Annotated in this window: 22 protein-coding genes; 11 read left to right on the top strand and 11 right to left on the bottom strand. The window is 66.6% G+C overall.

Annotation, left to right across the window (positions count from 1 at the left end; translation table 11 throughout):
* Positions 1–103 precede the first annotated feature (103 nt).
* The 9 genes from ACFE87_RS18380 to ACFE87_RS18340 all read right to left on the bottom strand — a co-directional run bounded on the left by ACFE87_RS18380 (position 104) and on the right by ACFE87_RS18340 (position 9,087).
* The gene (locus ACFE87_RS18380) at positions 104–1,609 is read right to left on the bottom strand and encodes a helicase HerA domain-containing protein (RefSeq protein ID WP_375461107.1); all 1,506 of its coding nucleotides are present in this window, start codon (positions 1,607–1,609) and stop codon (positions 104–106) included.
* Between the two features lie 176 nt (positions 1,610–1,785).
* The gene (locus tag ACFE87_RS18375) at positions 1,786–2,958 is read right to left on the bottom strand and encodes an MFS transporter (protein ID WP_375461106.1); all 1,173 of its coding nucleotides are present in this window, start codon (positions 2,956–2,958) and stop codon (positions 1,786–1,788) included.
* Positions 2,955–4,394, bottom strand: a complete 1,440-nt coding sequence (locus ACFE87_RS18370) for an FAD-dependent oxidoreductase (protein WP_375461105.1) — start codon at positions 4,392–4,394, stop codon at positions 2,955–2,957. The genes ACFE87_RS18375 and ACFE87_RS18370 overlap by 4 nt, the downstream gene beginning before the upstream one ends.
* A 48-nt stretch (positions 4,395–4,442) precedes the next feature.
* Entirely contained in the window at positions 4,443–4,757 is a 315-nt protein-coding gene (locus tag ACFE87_RS18365) for an ArsR/SmtB family transcription factor (protein ID WP_375461104.1), read from the bottom strand.
* Between the two features lie 59 nt (positions 4,758–4,816).
* Positions 4,817–5,869 carry an ACR3 family arsenite efflux transporter gene (gene arsB, locus ACFE87_RS18360; protein WP_375461103.1) on the bottom strand — a complete coding sequence of 351 codons (1,053 nt, stop codon included), beginning with the start codon at positions 5,867–5,869 and terminating at the stop codon, positions 4,817–4,819.
* Between the two features lie 12 nt (positions 5,870–5,881).
* A complete protein-coding gene (arsJ, locus tag ACFE87_RS18355; RefSeq protein WP_375461102.1) occupies positions 5,882–7,132 on the bottom strand; it encodes an organoarsenical effux MFS transporter ArsJ in 1,251 nt (416 codons plus the stop codon).
* A gap of 2 nt (positions 7,133–7,134) precedes the next feature.
* Positions 7,135–8,187, bottom strand: a complete 1,053-nt coding sequence (locus ACFE87_RS18350; protein WP_375461101.1) for an ArsJ-associated glyceraldehyde-3-phosphate dehydrogenase — start codon at positions 8,185–8,187, stop codon at positions 7,135–7,137.
* A 2-nt stretch (positions 8,188–8,189) separates the two neighbouring features.
* Positions 8,190–8,732: an arsenate reductase ArsC gene (locus tag ACFE87_RS18345; RefSeq protein ID WP_375461100.1), complete on the bottom strand. Its 543-nt coding sequence runs from the start codon at positions 8,730–8,732 to the stop codon at positions 8,190–8,192.
* Entirely contained in the window at positions 8,725–9,087 is a 363-nt protein-coding gene (locus ACFE87_RS18340) for an ArsR/SmtB family transcription factor (RefSeq protein WP_375461099.1), read from the bottom strand. Before ACFE87_RS18340 ends, ACFE87_RS18345 begins: the two co-directional genes overlap by 8 nt.
* A gap of 434 nt (positions 9,088–9,521) precedes the next feature.
* Between ACFE87_RS18340 and ACFE87_RS18335 the strand changes: the two genes are divergently transcribed.
* From ACFE87_RS18335 to ACFE87_RS18285, 11 genes are all read left to right on the top strand, one after another.
* Positions 9,522–9,932 (top strand): hypothetical protein, encoded by a 411-nt coding sequence (locus ACFE87_RS18335; RefSeq protein WP_375461098.1) that lies wholly within the window; start codon positions 9,522–9,524, stop codon positions 9,930–9,932.
* Positions 9,933–10,016: 84 nt separating this feature from the next.
* On the top strand, positions 10,017–11,708 hold the full coding sequence (locus ACFE87_RS18330) for an efflux RND transporter periplasmic adaptor subunit (RefSeq protein ID WP_375461097.1): 1,692 nt from the start codon (positions 10,017–10,019) through the stop codon (positions 11,706–11,708).
* A gap of 10 nt (positions 11,709–11,718) precedes the next feature.
* The gene (locus ACFE87_RS18325) at positions 11,719–14,838 is read left to right on the top strand and encodes an efflux RND transporter permease subunit (RefSeq protein WP_375461096.1); all 3,120 of its coding nucleotides are present in this window, start codon (positions 11,719–11,721) and stop codon (positions 14,836–14,838) included.
* Between the two features lie 27 nt (positions 14,839–14,865).
* Positions 14,866–15,240 (top strand): hypothetical protein, encoded by a 375-nt coding sequence (locus ACFE87_RS18320; RefSeq protein WP_375461095.1) that lies wholly within the window; start codon positions 14,866–14,868, stop codon positions 15,238–15,240.
* Positions 15,241–15,612: 372 nt separating this feature from the next.
* Positions 15,613–16,587, top strand: a complete 975-nt coding sequence (locus ACFE87_RS18315) for a hypothetical protein (protein ID WP_375461094.1) — start codon at positions 15,613–15,615, stop codon at positions 16,585–16,587.
* A 413-nt stretch (positions 16,588–17,000) separates the two neighbouring features.
* Entirely contained in the window at positions 17,001–19,184 is a 2,184-nt protein-coding gene (locus tag ACFE87_RS18310) for a phage/plasmid primase, P4 family (protein WP_375461093.1), read from the top strand.
* 794 nt (positions 19,185–19,978) lie between these two features.
* Complete coding sequence (locus tag ACFE87_RS18305) at positions 19,979–20,227, top strand: hypothetical protein (RefSeq protein ID WP_375461092.1); 249 nt, start codon at positions 19,979–19,981, stop codon at positions 20,225–20,227.
* Between the two features lie 357 nt (positions 20,228–20,584).
* On the top strand, positions 20,585–21,133 hold the full coding sequence (locus ACFE87_RS18300; protein WP_375461091.1) for a hypothetical protein: 549 nt from the start codon (positions 20,585–20,587) through the stop codon (positions 21,131–21,133).
* A gap of 452 nt (positions 21,134–21,585) precedes the next feature.
* Positions 21,586–22,599 carry an HAD family phosphatase gene (locus ACFE87_RS18295; RefSeq protein WP_375461090.1) on the top strand — a complete coding sequence of 338 codons (1,014 nt, stop codon included), beginning with the start codon at positions 21,586–21,588 and terminating at the stop codon, positions 22,597–22,599.
* Positions 22,596–23,549, top strand: coding sequence for a phosphotransferase family protein (locus tag ACFE87_RS18290; protein WP_375461089.1), 954 nt, complete (start codon positions 22,596–22,598; stop codon positions 23,547–23,549). The genes ACFE87_RS18295 and ACFE87_RS18290 overlap by 4 nt, the downstream gene beginning before the upstream one ends.
* 464 nt (positions 23,550–24,013) lie before the next feature.
* Positions 24,014–24,511 carry a CYTH domain-containing protein gene (locus ACFE87_RS18285; protein ID WP_375461088.1) on the top strand — a complete coding sequence of 166 codons (498 nt, stop codon included), beginning with the start codon at positions 24,014–24,016 and terminating at the stop codon, positions 24,509–24,511.
* 198 nt (positions 24,512–24,709) lie between these two features.
* On the opposite strand, the gene ACFE87_RS18280 is transcribed toward ACFE87_RS18285, so the two are convergent.
* Positions 24,710–25,192 carry a MucR family transcriptional regulator gene (locus tag ACFE87_RS18280; protein ID WP_375461087.1) on the bottom strand — a complete coding sequence of 161 codons (483 nt, stop codon included), beginning with the start codon at positions 25,190–25,192 and terminating at the stop codon, positions 24,710–24,712.
* A gap of 563 nt (positions 25,193–25,755) precedes the next feature.
* The coding region (locus ACFE87_RS18275; protein ID WP_375461086.1) for a diguanylate cyclase at positions 25,756–25,996 on the bottom strand (241 nt) is incomplete at its 5' end.

Below are 25,996 nucleotides of genomic sequence, written 5' to 3'. Positions count from 1 at the left end.
CCGTAACCACGCGGATTCCGTCCCCTGTCCGACGGTGCCCCTCCTGGCGACCTGGGAGATGGCGCCTGGTCGCGGTTGGATACGACGCACCCTCGCCGTCGCCTCAGCCTCGCCCGCGCAGCCTTTGGGACGCCATTGCGACCTCGGGTTGCCCGGGCGCGGTCTCGGCCGACAGGTCCGGGACGGCGATGATGGGAGCCCCGCGAAGGTCCCGCCGGATGACGATCACGCCGCGCTCCTCCAGATAGGCCAGCATGCGGCGCGCACGTCCGGCCGAACTGGTCCCGTAGGCCTCGGCGAGCGAGGCATGCGACGGACATGGGGCGGCCGTGATCGCCGCACGCGCGATCACGAGGAAGAGCCCGGCGAGATCGTCCGGAAGACTCGCAGCAAGCACCTGCGCCCGCTCCCAATCCTCGCCGTCCAGGCTCGTGCCGCTGCCCGCCCCCGCCCGGGCGACGGCCAGCCGCCGCTTGAACTCGGACAGGTTGACGGCGGCCCCATCGATCCGCCGCATGCGGCAGCGGACGGTGAAATCCTGGTACAGAGTGGCCGGATTGCACATGCCGGAATCGGCATCGCCCAGGATCTCTGCCAGGATTGCGGCCATCGCGGCGTCCCGCTCCTCCGGATAGCAGGGCTCCGCCTCCGGCAAATCATCTCGCACCGGAGGGCGGTAATTCGCGAGCTGAACAAGCACGTCCGACCCTGCGGGCCGCCGCGGCCGGGCCGGCGTAGGCCGTGGGCCCGCCTCCGGTTCCCCAGGCGCGGCGGCAAGGATCAAGCTTCGGGCATCCGCACTCGGCTCAGGCAAGGGCATGAGCATCGGCGACCCGTTCCGGCTGTCCGTGATCGTCGGTCCGATCGCGATCGTCAGCGGGCGTTTCGAGAGCGCAGGACCCAAGGCCACGAATTGTCCGCGCGCGAGGTCGCGGAACATCTCGGCCTGCCGGCGCTCGAGCCCGAGAAGGTCGGCGGCGCGCGCCATGTCGATATCCAGGAAGGTGCGGCCCATCAGGAAGTTCGACGCCTCCGCGGCCACGTTCTTGGCGAGCTTGGCCAGGCGCTGGGTGGCGATGATGCCGGCGAGCCCGCGCTTGCGGCCGCGGCACATGAGATTGGTCATCGCGCCGAGCGATAGCCGACGCGCCTCGTCGGAGACGTCGCTGGCGGCCGCGGGCGCGAAAAGCTGGGCTTCGTCCACGACGACGAGCATGGGGTACCAGCGGTCCCGGTCGGCATCGAACAGCCCGCCCAGGAAGGAGGCCGCCGCCCGCATCTGCTCCTCGGCATCGAGTCCTTCGAGGCTGAGGACGACGGAGACCCGATGCTCCCGCACGCGGGCCGCGATGCGCTGCAACTCGGCCTCGTTGCCGTCCGCCTCGACGACGACATGCCCGTAGCGTTCGGCGAGCGAGACGAAATCGCCCTCCGGGTCGATCACGGCCTGCTGCACGAGCCCGGCGCTCTGTTCCAGCAGCCGGCGAAGAAGATGCGACTTTCCGGAGCCTGAATTCCCCTGGACGAGGAGCCGGGTCGCCAGCAATTCGCCGAGGTCGAGCAAGGCCGGGCTCCCTCCGCTCAGCCCCAGATCGATCTCGTTACCCATTCCGCATCCCTCCGGGGCTCTCCTACCATGGCGAGGAGAGAGCGCAGGCGCCGGCGGGCGCCCGTCCACAGCCAGGAGATCGCATTCTGGCTGGAGCCACCCCGCAAAGCGGCCACCTCTGGCGAGGCACCGCGACGGCCCTGACATGCTGGCCCGACGGCAGCGCCGTCCAGGGCTTACGTGCGCCGCGACAGAGGAAGAAGCGCGGCCACGAGCACGAGGTTGAAGATGGCCAGGACTGCCAACAGGCCGAGCAGCGCCGAACCGCCATAGCGGGCCAGCACGAAGGCTCCGACCGAGGGCGCCAGGGCTTGTGCCAGCAGGCTCGGCATGGCGAGGCGGCCGATGAGCGGCGCATAGCGGGCCGGTCCGAACAGCACGAGCGGGACCGTGCCGCGTGCGATCGAATAGATTCCGTTTCCTGCGCCGTACAGCACCAGCGCCAGGCCGACGACGCCGAGGCCAGCCCACAGCAGCACGAGGCCGAGCGCGATCAGGCCCATGGCGGCGGCGAGGGTCCAGAGGGGATGGTGCCGCCCTCTCCCGGCCATTTCGAGCACGCGCGCGCCGACCTGGGATGGCCCGACGAGCGCCCCGAGCGCGACGGCCACGACCAGCGACAGTCCACGCTCCTGCAACAGGGTCAGCAGGTGGACCGAGACGATGGCGGTGGTCGCGCCACCCACCGTGACCACGGCGGCGAGCAGGAAGAAGGCGCGGAGCTCGGCCTGGCTGAGTGCCCCCCCCAGCGTGGGCCCGCCTGGGTCCGCGACCGGGAGGGGTGGCGCGGCAGGAATGAACATCAGGATGAGCGGCAGGGACACCCCGATCTGGACGCCTGCATAGACGAAGCACGCGCCCCGCCAGCCCAGATGCTCGACCAGATAGGCCGACAGGGGCCAGCACACGGTGCTGGCGAAGCCGCCCCACAGCGTGAGGGTCGTGATCGCGGGACGGGCGGCCTCGCCGTACAGCCGCCCGAGGGTGGCGAAAGCCGCATCATAGAGGCCGGCGCCCATGCCGGCTCCGAGGACCAGCCAGGCGATCAGGAGCACCGGCAGCGAGGTCGCCAGCCCGAGCAGCAGGAGCCCGGCCGCGAGGAGAAGCACGGAGCCGGCCATCACGGGGCGCCCGCCGTGGTGGCCGATCAGCCTGCCGACCCGCGGCGACACCATTCCGGCGACGAGGAGCCCCGCCGACAGGCTGCCGATGATCCAGGGCAGCGGCCAGCCCGTATCCGCTGCGATCGGCGCGGCGAGGACCGTGAGCAGGTAATAGGACGTGCCCCAGGCGAGGATCTGCTCGATGCCGAGGGCCGTGATGACGGGCCAACGTCGCGTGTCGGTCACGCCGCCTTGCCGCAGCAGGAAACCTGGGGGCGTGCGGGTGTGGGGACAGGGCTCGGCCCGCAACCACAGCCCTGGCCGATTTCCGCCTTTGCGACCTGGTCCTGGACGCAGCAGGCATCCAGGACGGCCGGGGCCGGTCCGCCGCAGCAGCTCGATGCCGCGCCGACTTCATCCGGCCGGGACGTGGAACACACGCCCGTTTCCGGGAGCTTCAGCTCGACCGCATCCGCCGCTTCGATATCGCCGGCGATGGCCGCGGCAATCGAGCGGACCTGCTCATAGCCCGTCACCATCAGGAAGGTTGGGGCCCGGCCGTAGCTCTTGATCCCGGCCGTGTAGAAGCCCGGCTCCGGATGCGACAGCTCGCGGTGGCCGTGGGGATAGACCGTGCCGCAGGAATGCTGGTTCGGATCGATCAAGGGGCCGAGAGCGCGGGTGCTCTCCAACCACGGGTCCAGCTCGAGCCGCAGCTCGCGGGTCATGGCGAGGTCGGGGCGCTGGCCGGTGACGGCGACGATCCGGTCCACCGGCCCGAGCGACCGCACGCCCTCCGCCGTCTCTCCCTCCACGACGAGGCCCTCGCCCTCGGCGCGAACCGCCGTTACCCAGAAGCCGGTCACCAGCGTGACACGGCCGCTCTCAACCAGGCTCCTGAGACTGGAGCCGAGTTCGCCGCGGGCCGCAAGCTGATCGGCCGCGCCGCCGCCGAACACCCGCGCGAGGTTGGTGCTGCGCGTGACCCAGACCATCTGGCTGGCCGGGCTGCGCTCGGCCAGACGGGCGAGATCCAGCAGCACGTTCGCGGCCGAATGCCCGGCGCCGACCACCAGCGTGGTCAGACCGGCATAGGCCGTCCGGTCGCGGCCGAGGACGTCCGGAATGCGGTATGAGATCCGGCCAGCGAGGTCGCCCTCCCCTTCCGCCAGCATGCCGCCGGCACCCATCGGGTTCGGGTTGGTCCAGGTGCCGGACGCATCGATGACAGCCCTCGCCAGGTCGCGCCGCCGACGCCCGGTTTTGTCCGTCACGGCGAGCGCGAAGGGGCGCGCCTCACGGCCGTTCGTCACCACCTTGTCGAGACCCTGCCGGCCGATCGCCGACACGCTGGTTCCCGTTTCGACGACGGCCGCCAGCTCCGGCGTCTCGGCCAATGGCCCCAGATAGGCACCCACCAAGTCGCTTCCGGTCGGATAGACGTCGGCCGGAGGCTCCTGCCAGCCATGCCGCAGCAGGATGGCCCGCGCCGCCGGGTCCACGTTGAACTCCCAAGGGGAGAACAGCCGAACGTGACCCCAGCTCCGGACGCTCGCGCCCACCGTCTCGCCGGCCTCATAGACCTTCACCGGCAACCCGCGCTCGATCAGGTGCGCGGCCGCGGCCAAGCCGACCGGACCCGCGCCCACCACCGCGACGGGGAGCCTCTCGGAGGCTGTCATGGCCACCTCTTTCATTGTTCTAGAACGACGTCATCAAGGGCGAAGTGATTACGCCGCCTCGCTTGCGGGGGCACACGCGGCGTCGGCGCAGCATTCCTCGACCAAGTAGCCAACGAGCGCGTGCATCGCCGAGTAATTGGCCCGGCAGATGAGCGTGGTACCCTGCCGCTCCTGCGAGACGAGGCCCGTCAGGATCATCCGGTGCAGGTGATGGGAGAGCGTCGAGGCCACCAGCCCGAGCCGCTCCTGGACGCTGCCCACCGGCAGGCCGTTATCCCCGGCCCGTACCAGGGTGCGGTAGATCGCGAGGCGCGTCGGATTGCCGAGCGCCTCGAGCTGCCTTGCCGCTTGTTCGATGTTCATCAAATTACAGTCAGGCGAACGCGTCTCCGCGTCAAGGCGGTATTTCGATGGCTGCCAAATTATCGTGCTGGTCGAACGGTGGGGCGTGTCGCGCCACGCTCGTACCAACCTTGCGAGCGGTTCACGATCCAGACGACGGTCAGCATCAGCGGCACCTCGATGAGCACCCCGACCACGGTGGCGAGCGCCGCGCCCGAGTTGAACCCGAACAGGCTGATGGCGGCCGCGACCGCGAGCTCGAAGAAGTTGGACGCTCCGATCAGCGCCGAGGGACCGGCCACGCAATGCTGCTCCCCCGCCATGCGGTTCAGGAGGTAGGCGAGCCCAGCATTGAAATAGACCTGGATCAGGATCGGCACCGCCAGAATGGCGATGATGAGCGGCTGCGTCAGGATCTGCTCGCCCTGGAATCCGAACAGGAGGACGAGGGTCGCCAGCAACGCGACCAGCGACACCGGCCCGAGCCGGGTGAGAAGCGCATCGAGGGCCGCCTGCCCGCCCGAGGCCAGCACGGCGCGTCGCAGCAGCTGCGCCACGATCACCGGAATGATGATGTAGAGCACGACCGAGAGTACCAGCGTGCCCCACGGAACCGTGATCGAGGACAATCCGAGCAGCAGGCCGACGATGGGCGCGAAAGCCACCACCATGATGCTGTCGTTCAAGGCCACCTGGCTCAGCGTGAAATGCGGCTCCCCTTTGGTCAGGTGCGACCAAACGAAGACCATCGCCGTGCAGGGCGCCGCGGCCAGGATGATCAGGCCCGCGATGTAGCTGTCGGCCTGGTCGGCCGGCAGGTACGGCCGGAACAGGTAGGCGATGAAAAACCAGCCGAGCGCCGCCATCGAGAACGGCTTCACGGCCCAGTTGATGAAGAGGGTGACGCCGATCCCCCGCCAATGACGCCCGACATGCCGCAACGACGCGAAGTCGATCCTGAGCAGCATGGGGATGACCATGAGCCAGATCAGCACCGCGACGGGCATGTTGACCTTGGCGATCTCGGCCTCGCCGATGGTCTGGAACACGCCCGGCATGACATGGCCGAGGCCGATCCCGACCACGATGCAGAGGGCGACCCAGAAGGTCAGGTAGCGTTCGAAGGTGGACATGGAGGATTGTCCCTAGCCGCCGCCTGCCACGGCGACGGCATCCTGAGAGCGGGTCGGCAGCGCCAGGGTCAGCAACCAGCAGGCCGCGAGCATGGCCGCGGATCCGATCAGGCAGGCTTGGATCCCGCCGATCTGGTAGAGAAGCCCCGACAGGAGGGTGCCGAGAAAGCGTCCCAAGGCGTTGGCCGCGTAGTAGAAGCCGACATCCTCCGCCGCCTTCTTCGATCCCGCATAGGCAAGGATCAGGTAGGAGTGGACGGAGGAATTGACGGCGAAGGCCAGCCCGAAGACGGCGAGCCCTGACACAAGGACGAGGTCGCTCCGGCCCAGGCCGGCCAGGAGGAACCCCATGATGCCGATGGGAACCAGCGCCAGGCCGAGCGACCACCAACGCGCCGCTTCGACCTCGCTCGACAGACCGTCGGGGCTGCGCCGGATGGCGGCAGGTGCGGAGGCCTGCACGAGGCCGTAGCCGATCGTCCACAAAGCCAGGAACGTTCCGACCATCGTGAACGTCCACCCGGACGAATACAGAAACACAGGGACGCCCACGACGAACCACACGTCCCGCGCACCGAACAGCGCAACACGGGCCCCGGAGAGCAGGTTCACGCCACGGCTCTTGCCCAGGAGTTCTCTTGCCGATCGGCTCGCCTTGGCCCGGCCCATATGGGGCGGCAGGCTGGCCAGCGCCGCCACGAGCACCACGCCGAGCGCGGCCGCCATCGCCCACAATCCGTAGCGGAACCCGAGTGTCTGCAGGAGCAGGCCGCCGAGAAAGAAGCCGACCCCCTTCATCGCGTTCTTCGAACCGGTGAACCAGGCCACCCATCGGAAGAGCCGGCCCTCCCCGTCCTCGCCGCGGGCCTCGGCCTCGGCCACCTTGATCGCCGATTTGCAGGCGGTCTTGGTGAGGTCCTTCGCCACGCCGCAGATGCCCTGCGCGGATACCACCCAGGCCACCGACAGGATGGCCGTCCAGTCAGGCGACATCGCCGACAGCAGCAGGAATCCGACGATCTGGGTCGCCAGGCCGACGGCCAGCATGCGCGTGATCCCGAAGCGCGCAGCCAGCCACCCGCCGATGACGTTCGCCACGACGCCGGCGGCTTCATACAGCAGAAACAGGAATGCCAGAGTGAATGGTGAATAGCCGAGATTGAAGAAGTGCAGCAGCACCAGCATGCGCAAGGCGCCGTCGGTCAGCGTAAAGCCCCAATACGCAGCCGTGACGATGGCGTAGTTCCGCTGCCCGGCCGTCATGGTCAGATGCCCGCCCCCTGCATGTGGCAGGCGAGATCGACCATGCGGCAGGCATAGCCCATTTCGTTGTCGTACCAGGCGTAGACCTTCAGCAGGGTTCCGTCCGTGACGAGCGTCGACGGCCCGTCGACGATGCTGGAGCGGGTGTCGCGCGCGTAGTCCGCGGACACAAGCGGACGCGCCTCGAACCCGAGGATCCCGGCCAAGTCCTCCCGTGCAGCACGAAGGAAGAGGCTGTTCACCTCGGCCGCATTGGTTTCTCGGCGCAGCTCGAACACACAATCTGTCAGGGAGGCATTGAGGACGGGTGCCCGGACGGCATGGCCATCCAGTTTCCCTTTCAGCTCGGGGTAGATCAGACCGATCGCGGTGGCGCTGCCCGTGGTGGTCGGCTGCAGCGACAGCAGGGCCGACCGCGCCCGGCGGAGATCCTTATGCACGGCATCGACGACGACGTTGGTGTTGGTGGGATCGTGGATCGTGGTGATCTGGCCATGGCGGATGCCGATGGCCTCGTGGATCACCTTCACCACGGGTGCCAGGCAATTCGTCGTGCAGGACGCGGCCGTGACGATCGGGTGCCGTGCCGGATCGTAGAGGTGCTCGTTGACCCCGACGACGACGTTGAGCACCGCCGGATCCTTCACCGGCGCCGCGACGATGACCCGCTTCGCACCCCGCTCCAGATGGCCTCGCAGGGTTTCCTGGGTGAGAAACTTGCCCGTGCATTCCAGGACGACGTCGACGCCCATCTCCCCCCAGGGAATGTCAGCCGAAGCCGCATGCGAGGAATAGGTGAGCCGCCGATCGCCGATGATCAGTGCCTGGTCGCCTTCGGCCTGGATCGCCGTTCGCCAGCGCCCCTGAACCGTGTCGAACTCGAGCAGATGTCCGACAGCGTTCGCGTTGCCTTTGACCTCGTTCAGATGAACGACGTCCAGCCGATTGCCGGCCCGAGGGTCATCGTCCGGTCGTTCCGCGGCGCCGAAGGCGGCGCGCAATGCGAGCCGCCCGATACGGCCCAATCCGTTGATGCCCACCCTCATGGCCGGCATGCTCAGCTCGCCACCTTCAAGGCGGCAGGCAACGCCCTTCCCGATGCGCCCTCCATGGTGCCGATGTCATCGAGACGGCGCTGGAGGGCGATCTCGTCCAGGCTGGCGATCGGCAGGCTGATCAGGATAGAAATCCGGTTGCGCAGGAACTTCGCGGCCTGGACGAACGCCCGTTCCTTATCGATCTCGGGTCCCTCGACAGCCGACGGTGCTTCGATGCCCCAATGCGCGCTCATGGGTTGGCCGGGCCAGGCTGGGCAAGCTTCCCCGGCCGTCTGGTCGCAGACGGTCAGCACGAAATCCATGACCGGCGCGCCGGGCAATGCGAACTCGTCCCAGCTCTTCGACCGCAGCCCCTGAGTCGGGAAGTCGAAGCTCTCCAGGGTCTTGATCGCGAGCGGATTAACGGTTCCGCTCGGATGACTGCCCGCGGAGAACGCCTTGAAGTGCGTCCCGCCCAGGCCACGCAGGATGCTCTCGGCCATGATCGAGCGGGCTGAGTTGCCGGTGCAGAGGAACAGAACGTTGAACTGACGGTCAGACATGGGCGGCCTCCTGGGCAGGGACGCAGTTGCAAGCGGCAAGGGCTGCCATTGCGGGAGCGCAGACTTCCGGGTGACCCTGGCAGCAGTCCCGCATCAGGAACTCGACGAGGCCGGACAGGGCCGTGAACGTCGCGCCGTAGATGATCGAGCGGCCGGTCCGGCGCGACTGGATCAGCCCGGCCCGCTCCAGCTCCTTGAGATGGAACGACATGTTCGACGAGGACGCGCCGACCTTCTCGGCGATCGCGCCCGCGGACAATCCGTCGGGTCCCGACTGGACGAGGTGGCGCACGATGCGGAGCCGATTCTCCTGCGCAAGTGCCGCAAAGGCGTTGATGGCCTGTCGTTCGTCCATCGATACATCCATCAATTCAATATCGATTGAACCGATAGATCAAAGCGGAGACACGGACAAGCCTTCCCGTGTTCGACGAGGGCTGCCCGATCGGACCCGGCGATTGTCCGACACGACAAGCGTCGGTCGCTCGGCCGACACCGCATTGACGCGGTGGCGCGAGCCTCGCGGGAACCTGAGGACAAACAAAAAAGCCGCCCAACGGGCGGCTTTTAAGGAGGTGAGGTGCCGCTTACGGGCAGCCAGGGCAGCAGGCGAGAACCGGGGCAGCCATCCCGACCAGGGTGACGACTGTCAGGGCGAAGAGCTTCATGCGCGATCTCCTAAATGTCTCGTATGTTAGCATCACGCGCCAGAAACTCCACAAGGGGAGTGGCCCTGCGGCGACAAACCCGTGGCGAGGAACAGCAGGCAATGCTACCTTCCGAGCTGAAATGAGCCGGACCGGACGCATTGCGCATCTGCTCCTGGTCGTGATCGTCATGATCGCGGCCCATCTTTTGCCGGCCGTCGCCCATGCTCGTCCTTGCCATCAACACGGCCCGCAACAGGCGAGCTCGGATCGCATGGACCGGCTCGAAGCCCCTCGCGTGGCCGCCGACGATGACGCGCCAGCGGTCCAGGTTGCCGCAACCCTGCAGCCGGCCGACAGGGTCGCCCAGCCTTCTCTGGCCGATCTCACTTGCGCGTGCTGCCCGGGCTGCACCGGCGCCGCCATCTTCGGCGATCACACGCCTCGACTCCTTGCCTGGGGCAAGAGCCGGGCCTTCATCATAAAGGCCGACACGGCCCCGCCCGGACGGCTCGAAGAGGCGCCCCCCAGACCTCCCCGATCCTTCGTGTGACCTCCGCGCGCTGACTGGCGCGCGGCCCAGCTCGAAGCCGCCCTTGCGGTCGCTTCCTGTGCTCACACCAAGGAATGATCTCCGATGAAACCCTCTGTCGCTGCCGTGCTCGTCGCGGGAGCCGTGGCCGCGACCCTGTGGAGCGGCCTCGCCCGCGCCCATGAAGGCCACGATCACGGAGCCGCCCCGACCTCGTCGGCACCGATCGCTCCGCGGGCCAGCTCGGTCTCGGGCCAGTTCGAGCTGGTGGCGATCGCCCGCGGCGGTGTCGTCTCGGTCTACCTGGACCGCTTCTCCAGCAACGAACCGGTCACCGACGCCACGATCCAGGCCGAGACCCCCGACGGGACGGTGGCGGCTGTTCTTGCCCCGGACGGCAGCTACCAGCTGAAAGCCCCCTGGAGCGCCAGGACCGGCGAGTATGACCTCGTCTTCACCGTGACGACCGGCGGCCAGACGGACGTCTTTCCGGTCAGCCTGGACATCCACGGCTCGGCCGAGACGCCGGCCGCCGCATCCCGGACCTCCTGGTTCACCACCCCGGCCTTCGCCGAGGGGCTGTCCCGCAGGATCGCGGGCACCGACCCGTGGCTCTACGCGCTGTTCGGGTTTCTCGCGGGGGCGCTCGTGATGCTGATGATCCGTCATCGGCTCGGCACGGTGCCGGCCCTGATCTTGATCGCCGTCGCGAGCCTGGTCTCGAACACCTCCGGGCTCGCCCATGAAGGCCATGACCATGAACAGGCCGCGACATCGTCGAGGGTCTCTCCGGGAGCCCGCGACCTGGCCCAAAAACAGGCGGACGGTACGGTCTTCGTGCCGAAGCCTACCCAGCGGATCCTGACCATCCGGACCGAGGTGACCGCCTCCTCGGTCCACCGGCGCGCCGTCGAGCTGCCCGGCCGGATCATCGCGGACCCGAATGCCAGCGGCTTCGTGCAAGCCGCCAATGCCGGGCGGCTTTCCGCGCCACCGGGCGGTTTCCCCCAGCTTGGGGCAACCGTGAGAAAGGGCGAGGTGCTCGCCTATGTCACGCCGCCGGTGCAGACGGTCGACGTCTCCGACATGCGCCAGCGACAGGGAGAGCTCGACCAGCAGATCGCCATCGTGGCCCGTCGCGTGCAGCGCTTCGAGCCCCTCGCCAAGACCGGCGCCATCACCATTGTCCAGCTGGACGAGTCCCGCCTCGAACTCCAGGGCCTGAAAGACCGGCGCGAGGCCCTCGACCGGATTCGGCAGGAGCCGGAGGCGCTGGTCGCACCCGTGTCCGGCGTGATCGCCGAAGCCAATGCCGCCGCCGGCATCATGGCCCAGACCAGCCTGATCGTGTTCCAGATCATCGACCCGAGCCGCCTGTGGGTCGAGGCGCTGAGCTTCGAGGCGGTCCCGCGCCTTCAGCAGGCCACCGTCCGGCTGAGCGACGGCCGCAGCCTGGAGCTCGCATTCCAGGGTTCCGGCCTGGCGGACCGCAACCAGTCCGTCCCGGTGCGCTTCGCAATCAAGGGTGACACGAGGCGCCTGCGCGTCGGCCAGTTCGTGACCGTCCTGGCCAGCAGCGACCAGCAGCTCGAAGGCATATCGCTTCCGAGCGCGAGCGTCGTTCGCGGCGGCAACGGCCAGGACCTCGTCTACGAGCACATCACCCCGGAGAGGTTCGAGCCGCTCGAGGTTCGGGCCGAACCCCTCGACGGCAGCCGCGTCCTGATCCTGAACGGCCTGACGGTCGGCAAGAGGATCGTGTCCCAGGGTGCCGAACTTCTCAACCAGGTGCGCTGAGGAGCCACGCATGTTCACCCTCCTGGTCACCCAGTCCCTCCGGAACCGCCTGCTCGTGATCGCGCTCGCGGCCGTGCTGGTCGTCTATGGTGGGTTCGTCGTGACCAAGCTCCCGGTGGACGTGTTCCCGGACCTGAACCGAGGCACGGTCACCATCATGACCGAGGCCGAGGGCTTCGCGCCCCCGGAGGTGGAGCAGCTCGTCTCCTTTCCGATCGAGGCGCAGATGAGCGGCTTGCCTGGCGTCTCGCGCGTGCGCTCGGTCTCGGGCGTCGGCCTCTCGATCGTCTATGTCGAGTTCGACTGGGGCACCGACATCTACCGCAACCGCCAGCAGATCTCCGAGCGGCTCGGGATGATCCGCGCCCAGCTGCCCGCCAACGTCCTGCCCCAGATGGGCCCGATCAGCTCGATCATGGGCCAGATCCTGATGGTCGCCGTGACCGGAGAGACCATCTCCCCGATGGCGCTGCGGGAGATCGCCGACTTCACCATCCGGCCGCGGCTCTTGACCATCCCGGGCGTGGCCCAGGTCATTCCCATGGGTGGCGAGGTCCGGCAGTTCCGGGTCTCGCCTCAACCGGCCGCCTTGCGGGCCCTGGGCGTCAGCTACGACCAGGTCGAGAAGGCGCTCGCCCAGTTCGGCACCAATACCGGCGGCGGGTTCACCGACCAGCATTCCCGGGAGTACCTGATCCGGAACATCGGCCGGACCCTCAGCCTCGACGACATGCGCCGCCTGGTCGTCGCCAATGTGGGCGGCCATCCCGTCTTCCTCCGGCAGGTGGCCGAGGTGGATTACGGCGCCCGGACCAAGCGGGGCGACGCCGGCTACATGGGCAAGCCCGCGGTCATCGTCTCCGTCGAGAAGCAGCCCGGGATCGATACCGTCCGGCTGACGGCCGAAGTCACGGACGCGCTGCGCGACATCACGGCCAACCTGCCGAAGGGCATCCGGGCCGACCAGCTCGTGTTCCGGCAGGCGAACTTCATCGAGACCTCGATCCGCAACGTCCAGACGGTGCTGCTGGAGGCGATCGTGGTGGTCGCCGTGGTGCTGTTCGCGTTCCTGCTGAACGTGCGGACCACCGTGATCTCGCTCACCGCGATCCCGGTTTCGATCCTGGCCACAGCCGTGGTGTTCCACTTTGCCGGCCTGTCGATCAACACCATGACGCTCGGCGGCCTCGCCATCGCCATCGGCGAACTCGTCGACGACGCCGTGGTCGACGTCGAGAACATCTTCCGGCGGCTGCGGGAGAACCGCGAAGAGGGCAATCCCCGGTCCGTGTTCGACGTCGTGGTGTCCGCCTCCCAGGAGGTGCGCTCCGGCATCGTCTACGCCACGATGGTCATCATCCTGGTCTTCGTGCCGCTCTTCGCCCTCTCCGGCATCGAGGGGCGGCTCTTCGCGCCGCTCGGGCAGGCCTACATCATCTCGATCCTGGCGAGCCTCGTCGTCTCGATCACCCTGACCCCGGTCATGGCCTATTACCTCCTGCCTGGCCTCAAGCGCCTGCAGGACCGCGAAAGCTGGCTCGTGCGCGTGCTCAAGGGCGGCAACCGCCGCCTGCTCGAGCGCGCCTTCAGGAATCCGAGATGGCTGATGAGCGTTGCGGTGGTGATGGTTGGCATCGCCGTCGCCGGCGCGGTCATGCTTCCCCGCGCGTTCCTGCCGCCCTTCAACGAGGGCTCCTTCACCGTGTCGATCGCCTTCAACCCAGGCATTTCACTGGCGGAATCAAACCGGGTTGGGCTCATCGCCGAGCGGCTGCTCCTCGAGATGCCGGATGTCGCCACCATCGGCCGCCGCACCGGTCGGGCCGAGCTCGACGAGCATGCCGAGGGCGTCCACATCTCGGATCTTGAGCTCGACCTGAAGTCCAACGCGCGCCCGAAACCCGAGCTGGTGGCCGACATCCGCGACCGCCTGTCGGTGCTGCCGGTCTCGGTCAATGTCGGGCAGCCGATCTCGCACCGGCTGGATCACATGCTGTCCGGCGTGCGGGCCGAGATCGCCCTCAAACTGTTCGGCGAGGATCTCGACACCCTGCGGCGCGTGGCCGAGGACCTGCGGGGCCGCATGGCCGGCATCCCGGGCCTGACCGACCTGCAGGTCGAGAAGCAGGTACGCATCCCGCAGCTCGAAATTCGCGTCGATTACACCCGGGCTGCTCTCTACGGGGTCCAGCCTGCCGCGATCGTGGACCAGCTGAGCCGCCTGTCGAACGGCACCGTGGTGTCCCGCATCGTGGACGGGGTTCGGCGCTACGACGTGACGATGCGGCTGCCCGACGCACAGCGGACCACGCAGCGCCTGGGCGACCTGCTCATCGAGACCCCGTCCGGCTGGGTTCCGGCGCGACAGATGGCGGAGATCCGCGAGACCGACGGCCCCAACCAGATCCTGCGCGAAAACACCCGCCGGCGCCTGGTGGTCCTCGCCAACACCGACGGGCGCGCGGACATGACCGCGATCGTGACCGCGATCCGCGAGCGGGTGGCCGCGACCAAGCTCCCGCAGGGCTATTTCGTCAGCCTGGAAGGCTCCTTCCAAGCTCAGGCCGAGGCGGCCCGGACCATCGGCGCGCTGTCACTGCTCTCGCTCGCGCTCGTCTTCGCGCTCCTTTACAGCCGCTACCGCTCGGCCGTGTTCGCGCTGATCATCATGGGCAGCGTGCCTCTGGCTCTGATCGGATCGGTGGCCGCGCTCTGGCTCACCGGGCAGCCCCTGTCGGTCGCCTCGATGATCGGCTTCATCACCCTCGCGGGCATCGCCACCCGCAACGGCATCCTGAAGATCAGCCACTACCTGAACCTGGCCCTGCAAGAGGGCATGCCGTTCGGGCCGGAACTCGTGATCCGTGGCAGCCTGGAGCGGCTCACGCCGGTCCTGATGACGGCGCTGTCGGCCGGGGTCGCGCTGGTGCCGCTGATGATCGGCGCGGATGCGCCCGGCAAGGAGATCCTGCACCCCGTCGCCGTCACCATTTTCGGCGGCCTCCTCAGTGCCACCCTCCTCGACACCTTCCTGACGCCGATCCTCTTTCTCGCCTTCGGGCGCAAACCGCTCGAGCGGCTGCGCCAGGGCCGCGGCTCGGACAACCTCACCGCCGCCGAAGCTTTCTGACCCCATGCCACCACGGGAGATCGTTCGATGTTGAAGATAATCGTTGCGGCCCTGGCGGCCCTTCTTGCGCTGGCCGCACCGGCCCTCGCCCAAACCACCAAGCCCGGCGCCCATGGCGGCCAGGTCCGTATGGCGGATCATCATGCGATCGAGTTCGTCAGCACCGACCGCGAGATCGCCTTCTACGTGCTCGAAGAGGACGGCAAGCCGCTGGACACGAAGGGACTTACCGGTCGGGCGATCATCCAGGAGGGCGGCAAGTCCACGACCGTAGCCCTGGCCGCCGCGGCCCCGAACAAGCTCGCCGGCCCTCTCGCCGCCCCGCTCGGCAAGGGCGCGAGGATCGTGATGACCTCGCGCGTGCACGGCCACGCCCTTCAGGCCCGCTTCGAGCAACCCTAGCGCCGGGGCGCGCGATTTCGCCGATGATGCTGGGGTACCTGACGAGCTGTGTTCGCCAGCTTGTCCGCCGTGTAGAGGGGTTCCGCGTTTCCGGACCCGAATGCCGTTCCGACGCGCAATTCAGTGGAAGTTCAGCGAGTTGGCGAACTCTGGCGAAAATCCAGGAAGATCGCTTTGGTGCCCAGGAGAGGACTCGGCCCCAGTCACCACCGACGTCAAAGATATCAGACACTTACGGTCGGACTTCCGACACCATGTATACCGGTACTGTAGGACGGTCGCAAGGGGCCTCAGCCACCGTTCCTCTTGTGTCAGTCGTGCTCGCCGCAACAGTAAGCGACGTTTCGGAAGGTGCATCGTGAGGAGGCTGCAATGTCAGGAAGTTGGAACGGCAGGATGTTGGGGAATCCCCAACATTCTGATCACGACGATCAGAGTCGATCGGCGGTTGAGCGCTTTGAGGCCGACTTAACCAACCTGCTCCGTCAGGTCCCGAGCGCGCCGCTTGTTGCACTGAACCGGGTCCGCGAGGTCCTTCCCGATCTCGATTTGGGTTACCACAAGCTTCTGCATAAGTGGCTCAAGATCCCTTATGCCGTCGCATTGGAGGCCCAGAAGAGCCCTGCCCTGATCGCCGCCGTCCACGCGATGATGCCCAAGCGAGTCAAGCGCTACGACCCGAAGGACATCCTTCGCCACACGCTGCAGATTGCAGGGAACGCGTTCGACATCCGCACCACGCCGTATTCGCTCGCATGTGTGCGGGAACGGGCACTGAGGCCGTTTTTCGAGCAGGGCGTCGACCCGCGCGACCTGCCTCGTGTGATTGAGGAGGCGGGCGGCATCGGCATCCTCGACGACAACCAGCGCGAACAAGCTAAGGCGCCCGGCTCCCGCGAGCCCGGCGGCATGGACACCGGGGCGCCTCGGGAGATCGGGTACGGCCCTGACGAAAACCCGGCTCGCGACACGGCGCCGAAAGCTCGGCCGGGCGGCTCGGAGGAGAGGGCAACGAAACCGGCTGCCGAAGAGCTTGAGGACGAAATTGAAACCGATCTCTCCGGGCGTGACGGATCCGAGGAGCGGCAGGCGCGCCGGACGCCGAAGGGCGAAGGGCGACGCAGCTTCAATCGCCGGACGGACTTGGCTGTCACACTGACGGAGGACGACCTGCACAGGGTTTTATCCCAACCCCCTGGCACCCGCGTGACAATCGACCTTGTGGTCGGTGAACCAAGCGGGGCCTGGAAGACGTCGTTGGCCGAGCGCGTCGAGATCAAGCGCCAAAAGGCGCCGCCCAGCACGGACGACCTTCCTGATCGGCGGCACCCCGCGCGTCTGCACTAAGGGGCACGATCTTGCCCCTGCCTCGGCCGGTTCGACCCGGCCGGGGCAGTCTCCCGGCGGTCCACCTACATTGTCGGGCCCAAGGCAGGCAGGCCTGCGCGGCGCCCGACCTGCCGGCTCTCGTAGATGTTGTTCGGCCCTCATGGCCATCTCCCGAAGCAACGCTGCGTCACCGGCTACGGCCGGATCACGCCAAGTGTGTTCCGTAAGCCCAGAGGGCGTACCGCGCCTGCGGGCGCGTTCCAGCGGCGGCGGCGAACATCGTCGAGACCACAATCCGGGCACGCTCACCGCAAGGGCTGAAGGCGGTGCGTGAGGTAAATGAGATCGGCCGCAGGCGGCCCTCCCCAGACCTCAACGGCTCCATCACCGCGACACGCGGGCGGCAGCCGCATGTCCGAAAGGCAATCTCCATGAACGCCAACCAACGTCGCGAACGAGTATCCAGCCGCGCGCGAAATCACGAGAACCTCGCGGATGCCGCCGTGGCGTATGCCCGGCGGGGCCTTGCCGTTCTGCCGCTTCATACCATCGAGCAAGGCGTCTGCACCTGCAGCCGCGGCGGTGACTGCACCAGCCCCGGCAAGCACCCGATTCTTGTGGGCGGCGTGCATGGCGCCACCTGCGACCCGACTGCGGTCGCGCGCTTGTGGCAGGATCACCCTGCCGCCAACGTCGGGATTGCCACTGGCGCTGTCTCTAACCTTGTCGCGATCGATATCGACCCCCGCAACGGTGGGAGCGATACGGCCCGAGCGCTCAAGGCCGAACTCGGCCCTCCTCCGCGCTCAGCGCTGTCGCTGACGGGCGGCCGTGGGCAGCACTACATGTTCAGCTACCCCGACGGAGGTCTTCCGACACGGCACGATCGCGCCCTTCTTCCCGGCGTCGATGTTCAATCCGATGGCGCCTTCATTGTAGCGCCGCCAAGCCGGCACGTGTCGGGGCGGCGCTATCGCTGGAAGGACGGCAGAGACGTTCGGACAATCAGACCAGCGACGCTGCCCGCGGCTTGGCTTGAAAAGCTTCGGCAGCCCCCGCCGGCGCCGGAGCCGCAGACAGCAGCATCTTCTTCGCCCGGCAGCATTGTCGAAGGGAGCCGGAACAGCTTCCTGGCCACCTTCGCCGGAACGCTGCACCGGGCGGGTTCATCGCGTGAGGCGTTGAGCGCCGCGCTCAAAGCCGAAAACGCGGCCCGATGCTCCCCTCCCCTCGACGATGCAGAGGTCGAGAGGATCGCAGCTAGCACCACACGCTACAACGATGGTCAGCTGTCTGCCGACGAGGCGGAAGGGGTGATGCGGGCTGTCCTCAACGGGCACTTTGCCGGGGGCGCCCACCTCATCAGGCCGGCCGACGGTCGCTTCTGGACCTATGACGGCACGCGCTGGATCACCCTCGACCGCCAGGTTCTGTCTGGCGTCGTCCTTCGTGCCATCCAGGCCATGCCAGCCCGCCGAGGCCACAACTCGTCGTCGCTTCTGCAACAGGTACTTCGTCTCATTGAGCCGACCGTTGCGACCGCGGGCGACCCGCTTCGCTTCATTGCCGCCCCCCTTCCGGTCATCAACACGCGCACGGGAGAGATCTGGATCGGCGCCGACGGCTCGTTCGAGCTCAAACCGCACGATCCGGCCTCTTACCTCCGCCATCGGTTCGAGGTTGATTACGACCCCGAGGCGACCTGCCCTCGCTACGATCAGGCCGTCCGGGAGATCTTCGGCAAGGCGACTAACCCAAACGCGATGGCGACGTTCTGGCACGAGTTGATGGGCTACGCGATGCAGCCCGACCGGCCGATCGCTACCGTCGTGCTCGGTTGGGGTCCGGGCAACAACGGAAAAACCAAGCTCGTCGAGACCTTCGTCAAGCTCGTGGGCTTCGACCTCGTCCACGCGATGCCGATCGGTGACATCGAAAAGAGCCGGTTCACAGCCGGCAGCTTGCTCGGCAAGCTCGCCATCTACGACGACGACGTTCGGGCCGGCACGCGCCTGCCCGATGGCGATCTGAAGCGCTACAGCGAGGAGAAGACGGTCACCGGCGAAAACAAGTATGGCCCATCGTTCACGTTCACCGCACGCACAGTCGTGGTGATGTTGTTCAACAATCCGCCGTCCTTGGCCGACCTCTCTTACGGTATGCAGCGACGGCTGACTGTCGTGCCGTTCGATCGCACCTTCTCCAAAGAGGAAACGAAGCCCGGTCTGTTCAAATTGATCTGGCAGGAGGAAATGCCCGGCATCTTGAACCGTTACCTCGCCGGGCTTCAGCGCGTTATCCGGCGGGGCTGGCGCCTCACGCCCCCCGCAGCCGTCTTGGAAGCCAAGGCCGCGTTGCTGCGAGCAGCCAACCCGCTCCCGGCCTTCCTCGAAGAATGCTGCGAACGCACGGACGAGGCTTGGGTCAAGGATCTGCATGCGGCTTACGGCGAATGGGCTACGCAGGCGGGCATTACCATGGCACAGCAGCGGCTGTCGTTCGGTCGCAACCTCAAGAGTCTCGGGTTCGAGGTCGTTCATGGGAGTCGAGGCGACAAGGTGATCGGGCTTCGCCTTGCCTCGCGGCCCGAGGCCGGCTGGCCGCACCCCGCCTGACCATAAGGTTCATTATTGGTGTTCGGTGACGAAAGTGACGGGTTGCGGCTTCAGCCCTTATACATCAGCTCAGTTGGCTACTTAGTTGGTTCAAAAAGTCGTCACTTTCGTCACCAGCTACCAGCTGAACCGGGGCAGCTCGATTGAAGATCACTGAGACCGAACTGACCACGGGGAGCGTGCTCCGTCCGTCAACGAGCCTCAGATTGCCTCGCTGATCAACACGAGACCGTGCTCGGCGTCACCACACATCAACTTCGGTTCAGCGCCAGGCAGACGGAATCGCGCGACGATGCCCAGCCTCAGATCGCGGTCGCGGTAAGAGCTTGCAGCCTCGTCGCCGCGCTCTTCCGTTAGTCGGGCGCGAGACCGACCAGACAGCGCGATGCGGATGACGGTGCTCGATGCCGTGGATCGACATTCCGAATACCGGCCCGAAGGCCTCGTCGATGGTGCTGGCCGAGCTCCTACTCGCCGGGGACGCGGCGCGAGAGCGATCGGTGACGACGGGCGCGAGCAGGAGCGGGCCGCCAAGCCTATCAAGGCCCCGGCGGGCCCAAGGGCGGCGACGGGGCTGGCGAGGTGCCTGCCAATCAAGGGGAAGCATGCTTCGCCCAAGGGTCGGCGACGGGCCCTGCCTCCCAGCCTGCAGATCGGTACTAGCGGCTGCGGTTAGAGCCGCTGAGGCCACGGCGCGTTCCCCTCCTTCGTTGTTGGCGTGGGTCGCGGGCCACCCTTGGCGCTCACGTAAAGACCGTCGGGCAGCATCCCGTTGCCCGACGAGAGGTATGAACATGACGGATCTGAAATCGGGCCGCGCTTGGAGCGACGAACGCCGCAAGCTGCGCATCAAGCTGAGAACGGCGATCGATCGGATCGCTGCCTCGGCGACGCCCGGCGTGCTCACGACCGAGGACATCGCCGAGGCGGTGCTCGAAGCGGTTGTCGGCCAGTATGCGTGGGGCGACCAGAGTGACGAAGCGGCTCGCCAAGTTCAACGGCTGGGCCGTCGGATTGGGGCGGGGGACCGCCTCGAGTTCTAGGGCCAACGAAGGCAACGGGGTCGCCGCTCGGCGGCCCCACAATTTGGAAGACAACCCTCCCAGGGAGCCCTGCCCTACTGTCCTGTGGCTCAAGACATCCACGTGCTGACGGCTCGGATCAGGTGCGCCGCCAGCCGTTCCTGCGGATCGCAGGCACGGTCGGAAGCGCTGTTGTTCCACCCTGCAAGCCTGCGCTCGCCGCGGCGGCGTCCATGCGCTCCTACAAAAAACTTTGCTGGAGCTCAGACGGCGCGCTCTGTCGCGCCCCGCTTCTACGTTCGAGTTCGGCCCTCGTCTCCGCCACGTAAAGGCTCGTGGCTGCCGTGAGCAGCACCTTGAACCTGCACGGAGATGATCATGACCACGCCCATCAGCGCGACCACCGCGTTCGTCCGTTTCGCTCGCCATCTTCGCGGAACTCACCCCCAGGTTCCGATCAGCACCGCCCTCAATGACCAGATCACCGGGTTCATCGACCGTGTGCGCCTAGGCCAACCCCTCGACGATGATGGCGTCGGCTGGGAAAGCGTCGTCTGCAGCATGGCCGAGGGCGCAACCTCACTCGCCTCAGGAGAGCGCCGCGTGCCCTACTGCAGCCTGCCGCTCCTAAGGGTATTTGGCCAGCTCGGCGAGGCGTTGCTCGCTACATGCCCAGTGCGCCTGCCGGCGCCGATCGCGATTGCGCTTTTGATGGATTACCAGCCGCTGCCGTTGCTCTTCGACTGGGCGGACGAAACCCGCGTCGTCACCACGCCGACCGGCATCGAACAGCTTCGCGGCCGAGGCAGCTTCCGGGTGCCCGACGTGCGGCAGGAGGCATGGGAGGACCGGTTCTTCCTTTGGCATATCGAACGCCTCGCAGATCATCAGGGACGCTTAGGCTTGGAGCATAAAGCGGGCGTTTGAAGCCCGGGTGCCCTGGGCCTGCACGGTGAAGTCGGGCTTGGCGAGTGCCTGCCCGATGACCCGGACGCCGGACAGCTCTTCGAAGCCTACTTCGAGAGCGCCCCGGTAGCCGCTTAGCGCTTAGATCGAGCAGCTAGGCCCGTTCGCGATGTAGTAGGGTGACCGGCGTGAGGCCGCTCGCCAATGCTGGGGCGAGTTCGACACCCGTTTGCAGAATTGGGCCGCCAAGGCCCGAGAGCGAGGCCGCAAGGCGACCCAACGTAGTTTGTTGGCGGCGCCCAAAACCGCTGCCGCGCGGCAATCAGGGGCTGCCGCGCTACCTGGCGCAGCGCGGTGCCCTAACAGTTCGCGTTCGCCGGGCGGGGCTTTGTTGCCCCCCGAAGGACCAAGTCAAGGTCACGAGATGGACCGCGAGCGAGACCGCGGTTTTCTGGATGACGTAGCGGGGGCCGTTGACCGTCGAGGCATTCACTCCCGGGCTCTCGCTCGCGATCAGGTGGGTGTTGTGCACCTCGTCATCAGAACGTCGTCTCAAAGGTCGACGTAGGCCCATGCACCCTGACGACGAAGATACACTGCGGGAGTTCGTGCTCGGCTCGGCGTTCGCCACCCATGGGGCTGTCATCACCGACCTCGATGGCACGGCTGTCATCGAACGGGAGGGCCGTGTCCATGTCGCACCGGAGGTGGAGTTCGGGCTCAAGAACCTGAGGGATCTCGGACGTCCCGTGGCGATCAACACGCTGCGTTTTCCGCTCAACGTCGTGCGGACCTTCGGCCGCGCCTGGGCCAGCATCACCGACACACCCTTGCCGCTCGTGTCGCTCAACGGCGCCATCACCGGCTACCTCAACGAGACCAATGGCGGAGCCGTCGTGTTCGAGGAGATCGACGCGCTCGTGCTCACGGCCTCGGAGATCGAGGAGGTCCTGGTCGGCGTGCGCGGGATGGTGGGGGAAGGCGTCACGGACCTGCTGCTGTTCCACTATCCCCGCGACTGGACCGCCGGCGAGATCATCTGGACGCCCGACGAGGGGCGGATCGAGGCGGTGCGCGGCAAGTATGCCAGTGCATCGGAGGTGTTCGGCGGCTCGGTCGCCGAACTCGAGACCCGCCTGCATCAGCGTGACGTGTGCATGATCTTCCTGCTGGTCGAGATCCCGCAGGACCGCCTCATGGCCTACCAGCACGCCCGCCCTAGCAGCTTCGTGACCCATGGCGGCGTCGACAAGCTCGGAGGTTGCAGGCGGCTTGCGGATTCCCTCGGCTTCGACCTCGCGCAGAGTGTGGGCGCCGGAGACACCCCAATGGACACGTTCCTCAACGGGTGCGGCCTCGCCCTGCATGTCGGCCCGATGCAGCTCGAACACAAAGGCCTCTCGGCGACCCTGAAGGTGTCGACCATCCCGGCCATGGGCGAGGTCTTGCAGCGGCTCGCGGAGCTGCAGCGGGAGGCTGTCGGTTGAGCGACCATCCGAACGGCCACGACGCGCCGGCGCTCGGGGCAGAGGAGGCGCAGCGCCTGGCCGAGCAGGTGCTGACCCACCTGCTCGGAAGCCCACCGAGCTCCGTGCGGCCCTTGGGTGGCGGGCTCACGAACTTCGTCTTCGAGGCCGAGCACCCCGATGGGGCGTTGGTGGTGCGGATGAGCGCCACCCCGTCCAAGGTCAAGGAGTACCTGAAGGAGCAATGGGCCATGGCGCGCGCCCGAGAGCAGGGCGTCCCGGTTCCGGAAGTGCTGGAGGTCGGCACGGAGCCGATCCCGTTCCCCTACATGGTCTCCCGAAAGGTATCCGGCGTCGAGGGCACGCACCACCCCGACCGCTTCCGCGTGCTGCGCGAGATGGGCCGGTACGCGAAGATGATCCATAGCGTTCCGACCAACGGGTTTGGCCATACATTCGACTGGTCGGAGAACCGGCTGTCGCGCAAGGACACGTGGGCCGATTATCTCGAGCGAGAGTTTCAGGGGGAACAGAAGCTGAGCTTGCTCGAGCGCCACCAGATGCTCGCGCCACCTGCATTGGAGCACCTGCGCGCCACTCTCCGCGACATCGAAGGCTGGAAGCCCGATCCCGTGCTGAACCACGGCGACCTCAGGCTTAAGAACGTCATTGCCGCTCCGGACGGACAGGTGGTGGCTCTGCTGGATTGGGAGTTTTGCACCAGCAACGCCGCGCCGTACTGGGACCTTTCACTCGCGCTGCACGACCTAAGCGTGGACGCGAAGGAGCAATTCCTGGCCGGCTACGGCATGACGCCGCGTGAGGTCATGGAGGCCGCGCCGGCTCTTCGAGCATTCAACGTCTTGAACTACGCCGTCGCGGTGAACCGGGCGGCCGACGAGCGGGATCGGCCGACCCTTGATAGGCTTCGCATGCGTCTGCAGGGAGGCCTTGATCTCTATGCATTCTGAGGGTTCTTCCGTCGTTACCAGGATCGCAAGAGGGTCCCCGAAGAGCCTCGAGAAACGCCTGAACCGCGTCGTCGAGCCCGCCCGCGTTGTGGAGACTCACGTCAGCCCGAGATATCGGGATCACGTCCGATCTGGCGAGGCGGGGCCCGGGTGGCCATGATCGTCTCTGCCGGGTAGCGTTATTCGACAGGCCAGGACTTCTGGCGGAGCCACGAATTCAATCAGGAGGACGTTCGGGGATCTGGCGCTGAGCGCATCTACCATCGTGCGCGAGACTACCACCGTGCGCGAGACGCGGCAGACGACCGACCGACTCCCTGCGACCAATTGGTCGATCCCCATGGAAATGCCGTAACTCAAGCCGTGGGCGGTTCAGGTCACCGCGAGGCGCCCGCGTCCCGCGCTTGAAAGTTCGACGACCGCTTCGCTTTCGTTAAACTGCCCAAGGCGGAGGAAGCGAGGACATGCCGGTCGAGATCGAGCGAAAGTTCCTGGTCCTGGGTCACGACTGGCGCTCGGGCACCATTGCCCAGCGGTTCTGTCAGGGGTACCTGGCCAGCGGCAACGGGGTTACTGTTCGGGTTAGGCGTGCAGGACCTCGGGCGTACGTCACCATCAAAGGAGTCGCGACCGGGATCGTGCGGCCTGAATTTGAGTATCCCGTTCCCGTCGACGAAGCGGAGCAGATGCTGGCGGACCTCTGTCGACGCCCGCTGATCGAGAAGATGCGTCATGAGGTCCGCTATCGAGGACGCCTCTGGCAGGTCGATGTGTTCGACGGCCCCAACGCCGGGCTGGTCCTCGCCGAGGTCGAATTGAGCCGCGAGACCGAGGCGCTCGCGATGCCACCTTGGATCGGGCGTGGGTCACTCACGACAGACGCTTCAGCAGTTCATCTTTGGCGCAACGCCCATTCGCCGAGTTCATGGATGCCTTCTCCGACTAGTGCTCACCCACCGTGACGCGGGATGGTCGCTATTAGAGTCAGGAATGACATCTCCTAACGATGATAATCCGCACACACAACGCGCTGCTGTCGCGTGACAACCGCGCTGAGGGCGCGGGTCAGCAATCTCGTTTGGTCGCGTTCACTCAGTTTCAAGAGGTTCGCGCCGCTTTATCACCGGGCCGCCCTGCGGTGAGGACTCGATTTCTAGTTCCTAAGCGGCCTCTTGGGCAGGGTCGGTTTCTGTTTCCGGGCTGGCATTCGGCCGTGAGGTCGAACCGGCCTCCTCAGAAACGGCCTTGCGGCCGAAGCCGGACGTTTTGGCGAGTTCGGATCGCCGCATGGTGTAGTTCGGGGCAACCATGGGGTAATCCGACGGAAGCCCCCACTTCTCGCGATACTGAGCCGCCGTCAGACCGCGTCCCGAAAGATGGCGCTTGAGCGTTTTATAACGCTTCCCGTCCTCAAGGCTGATCAGGTAGTCCGGCGTGACCGACCTTTTGATCGAAACGGGTGGCGTAAGTGTCGGGGCTTCTGGCGTTGGCGGGGGCAATTCTAGGGCGGCAAGCGCTTTATTTACGGAGCTGATCAGGCCCTCCAGATCGCCCGCGCGCACAGCGTTGTTGCCGACGTAGGCAGATACAAGGTCGGCAGTCAGGGCAACAATCTGCCGCGATTTATCGGACTTGGGTTCCAAGACGTGTTCTCCGACCGGTTCTTAGCCCCTCAACAGAGGATCACATCGAAGGGTCAAATTCGATCCTGTCGAAACTTTTCAGGCTAACGCCAACTAGGCGACAGAGGGCCGCGTCGTTTCCGAAGCGACCCTCCATGAGAGCTGGCGGTCGGTGCTAACCGCCGCTGCCGCCCCCGCCGCCGGTACCGGTGTTCGGAACCGCCCGGGACGGCTGTTCGGCGTTGCTACCGCCGGCGGCATTATTAGTGACAGTACCCGCGCCGGTGCCTTCGGTGGTGGTGACGCCGCTCGCACCTGGGCCGCTATTCGCCTGCGCCGGAGAGCCCGGCGTCATCGCACCCGGAGCCATCGCAGGCGGCGAGACCGGTGAGGTGGGAGCGGTTTGAGCGAAAGCCGGCAAGGCCGCGCACAAGGTGAAGGCAATCGTCAGACTCTTGCGCATGCATCCTCCAAAAGGCCGAGCCAAACGCACTGTTGACTCAACACTGCCCTTACAAAGACCTGAGAGTGGCCTTGTTCCCGATGCTTGAGCTTGATCTCAGACATTATGTTTGAGAGATTTGTCACATTACTGTCACGTTATCGCCGGGCCGGAGAACCACTCCTCTGATGACGCCGGCAATCCGTTTGAGACAGTCGTCCCCCGCTTGGTGGCCCAGCTTGTCGTTCAACGCTTTGAAGCGGTCGATGTCGATCATAAGATCGGGTGGGATTTCGGCAAGCCGCTTAATTGCATCCGCAATCCGGGACGCTAGAGCGGGTTCAGCTCTTTCCGATTCGAAGCGGGATTCACGGCTGGGGTTT

The organism is uncultured Enterovirga sp., assembly GCF_964242715.1.
Lineage (GTDB): Bacteria > Pseudomonadota > Alphaproteobacteria > Rhizobiales > Beijerinckiaceae > Enterovirga.
This window is presented reverse-complemented; position numbering and strand designations above follow the sequence as displayed.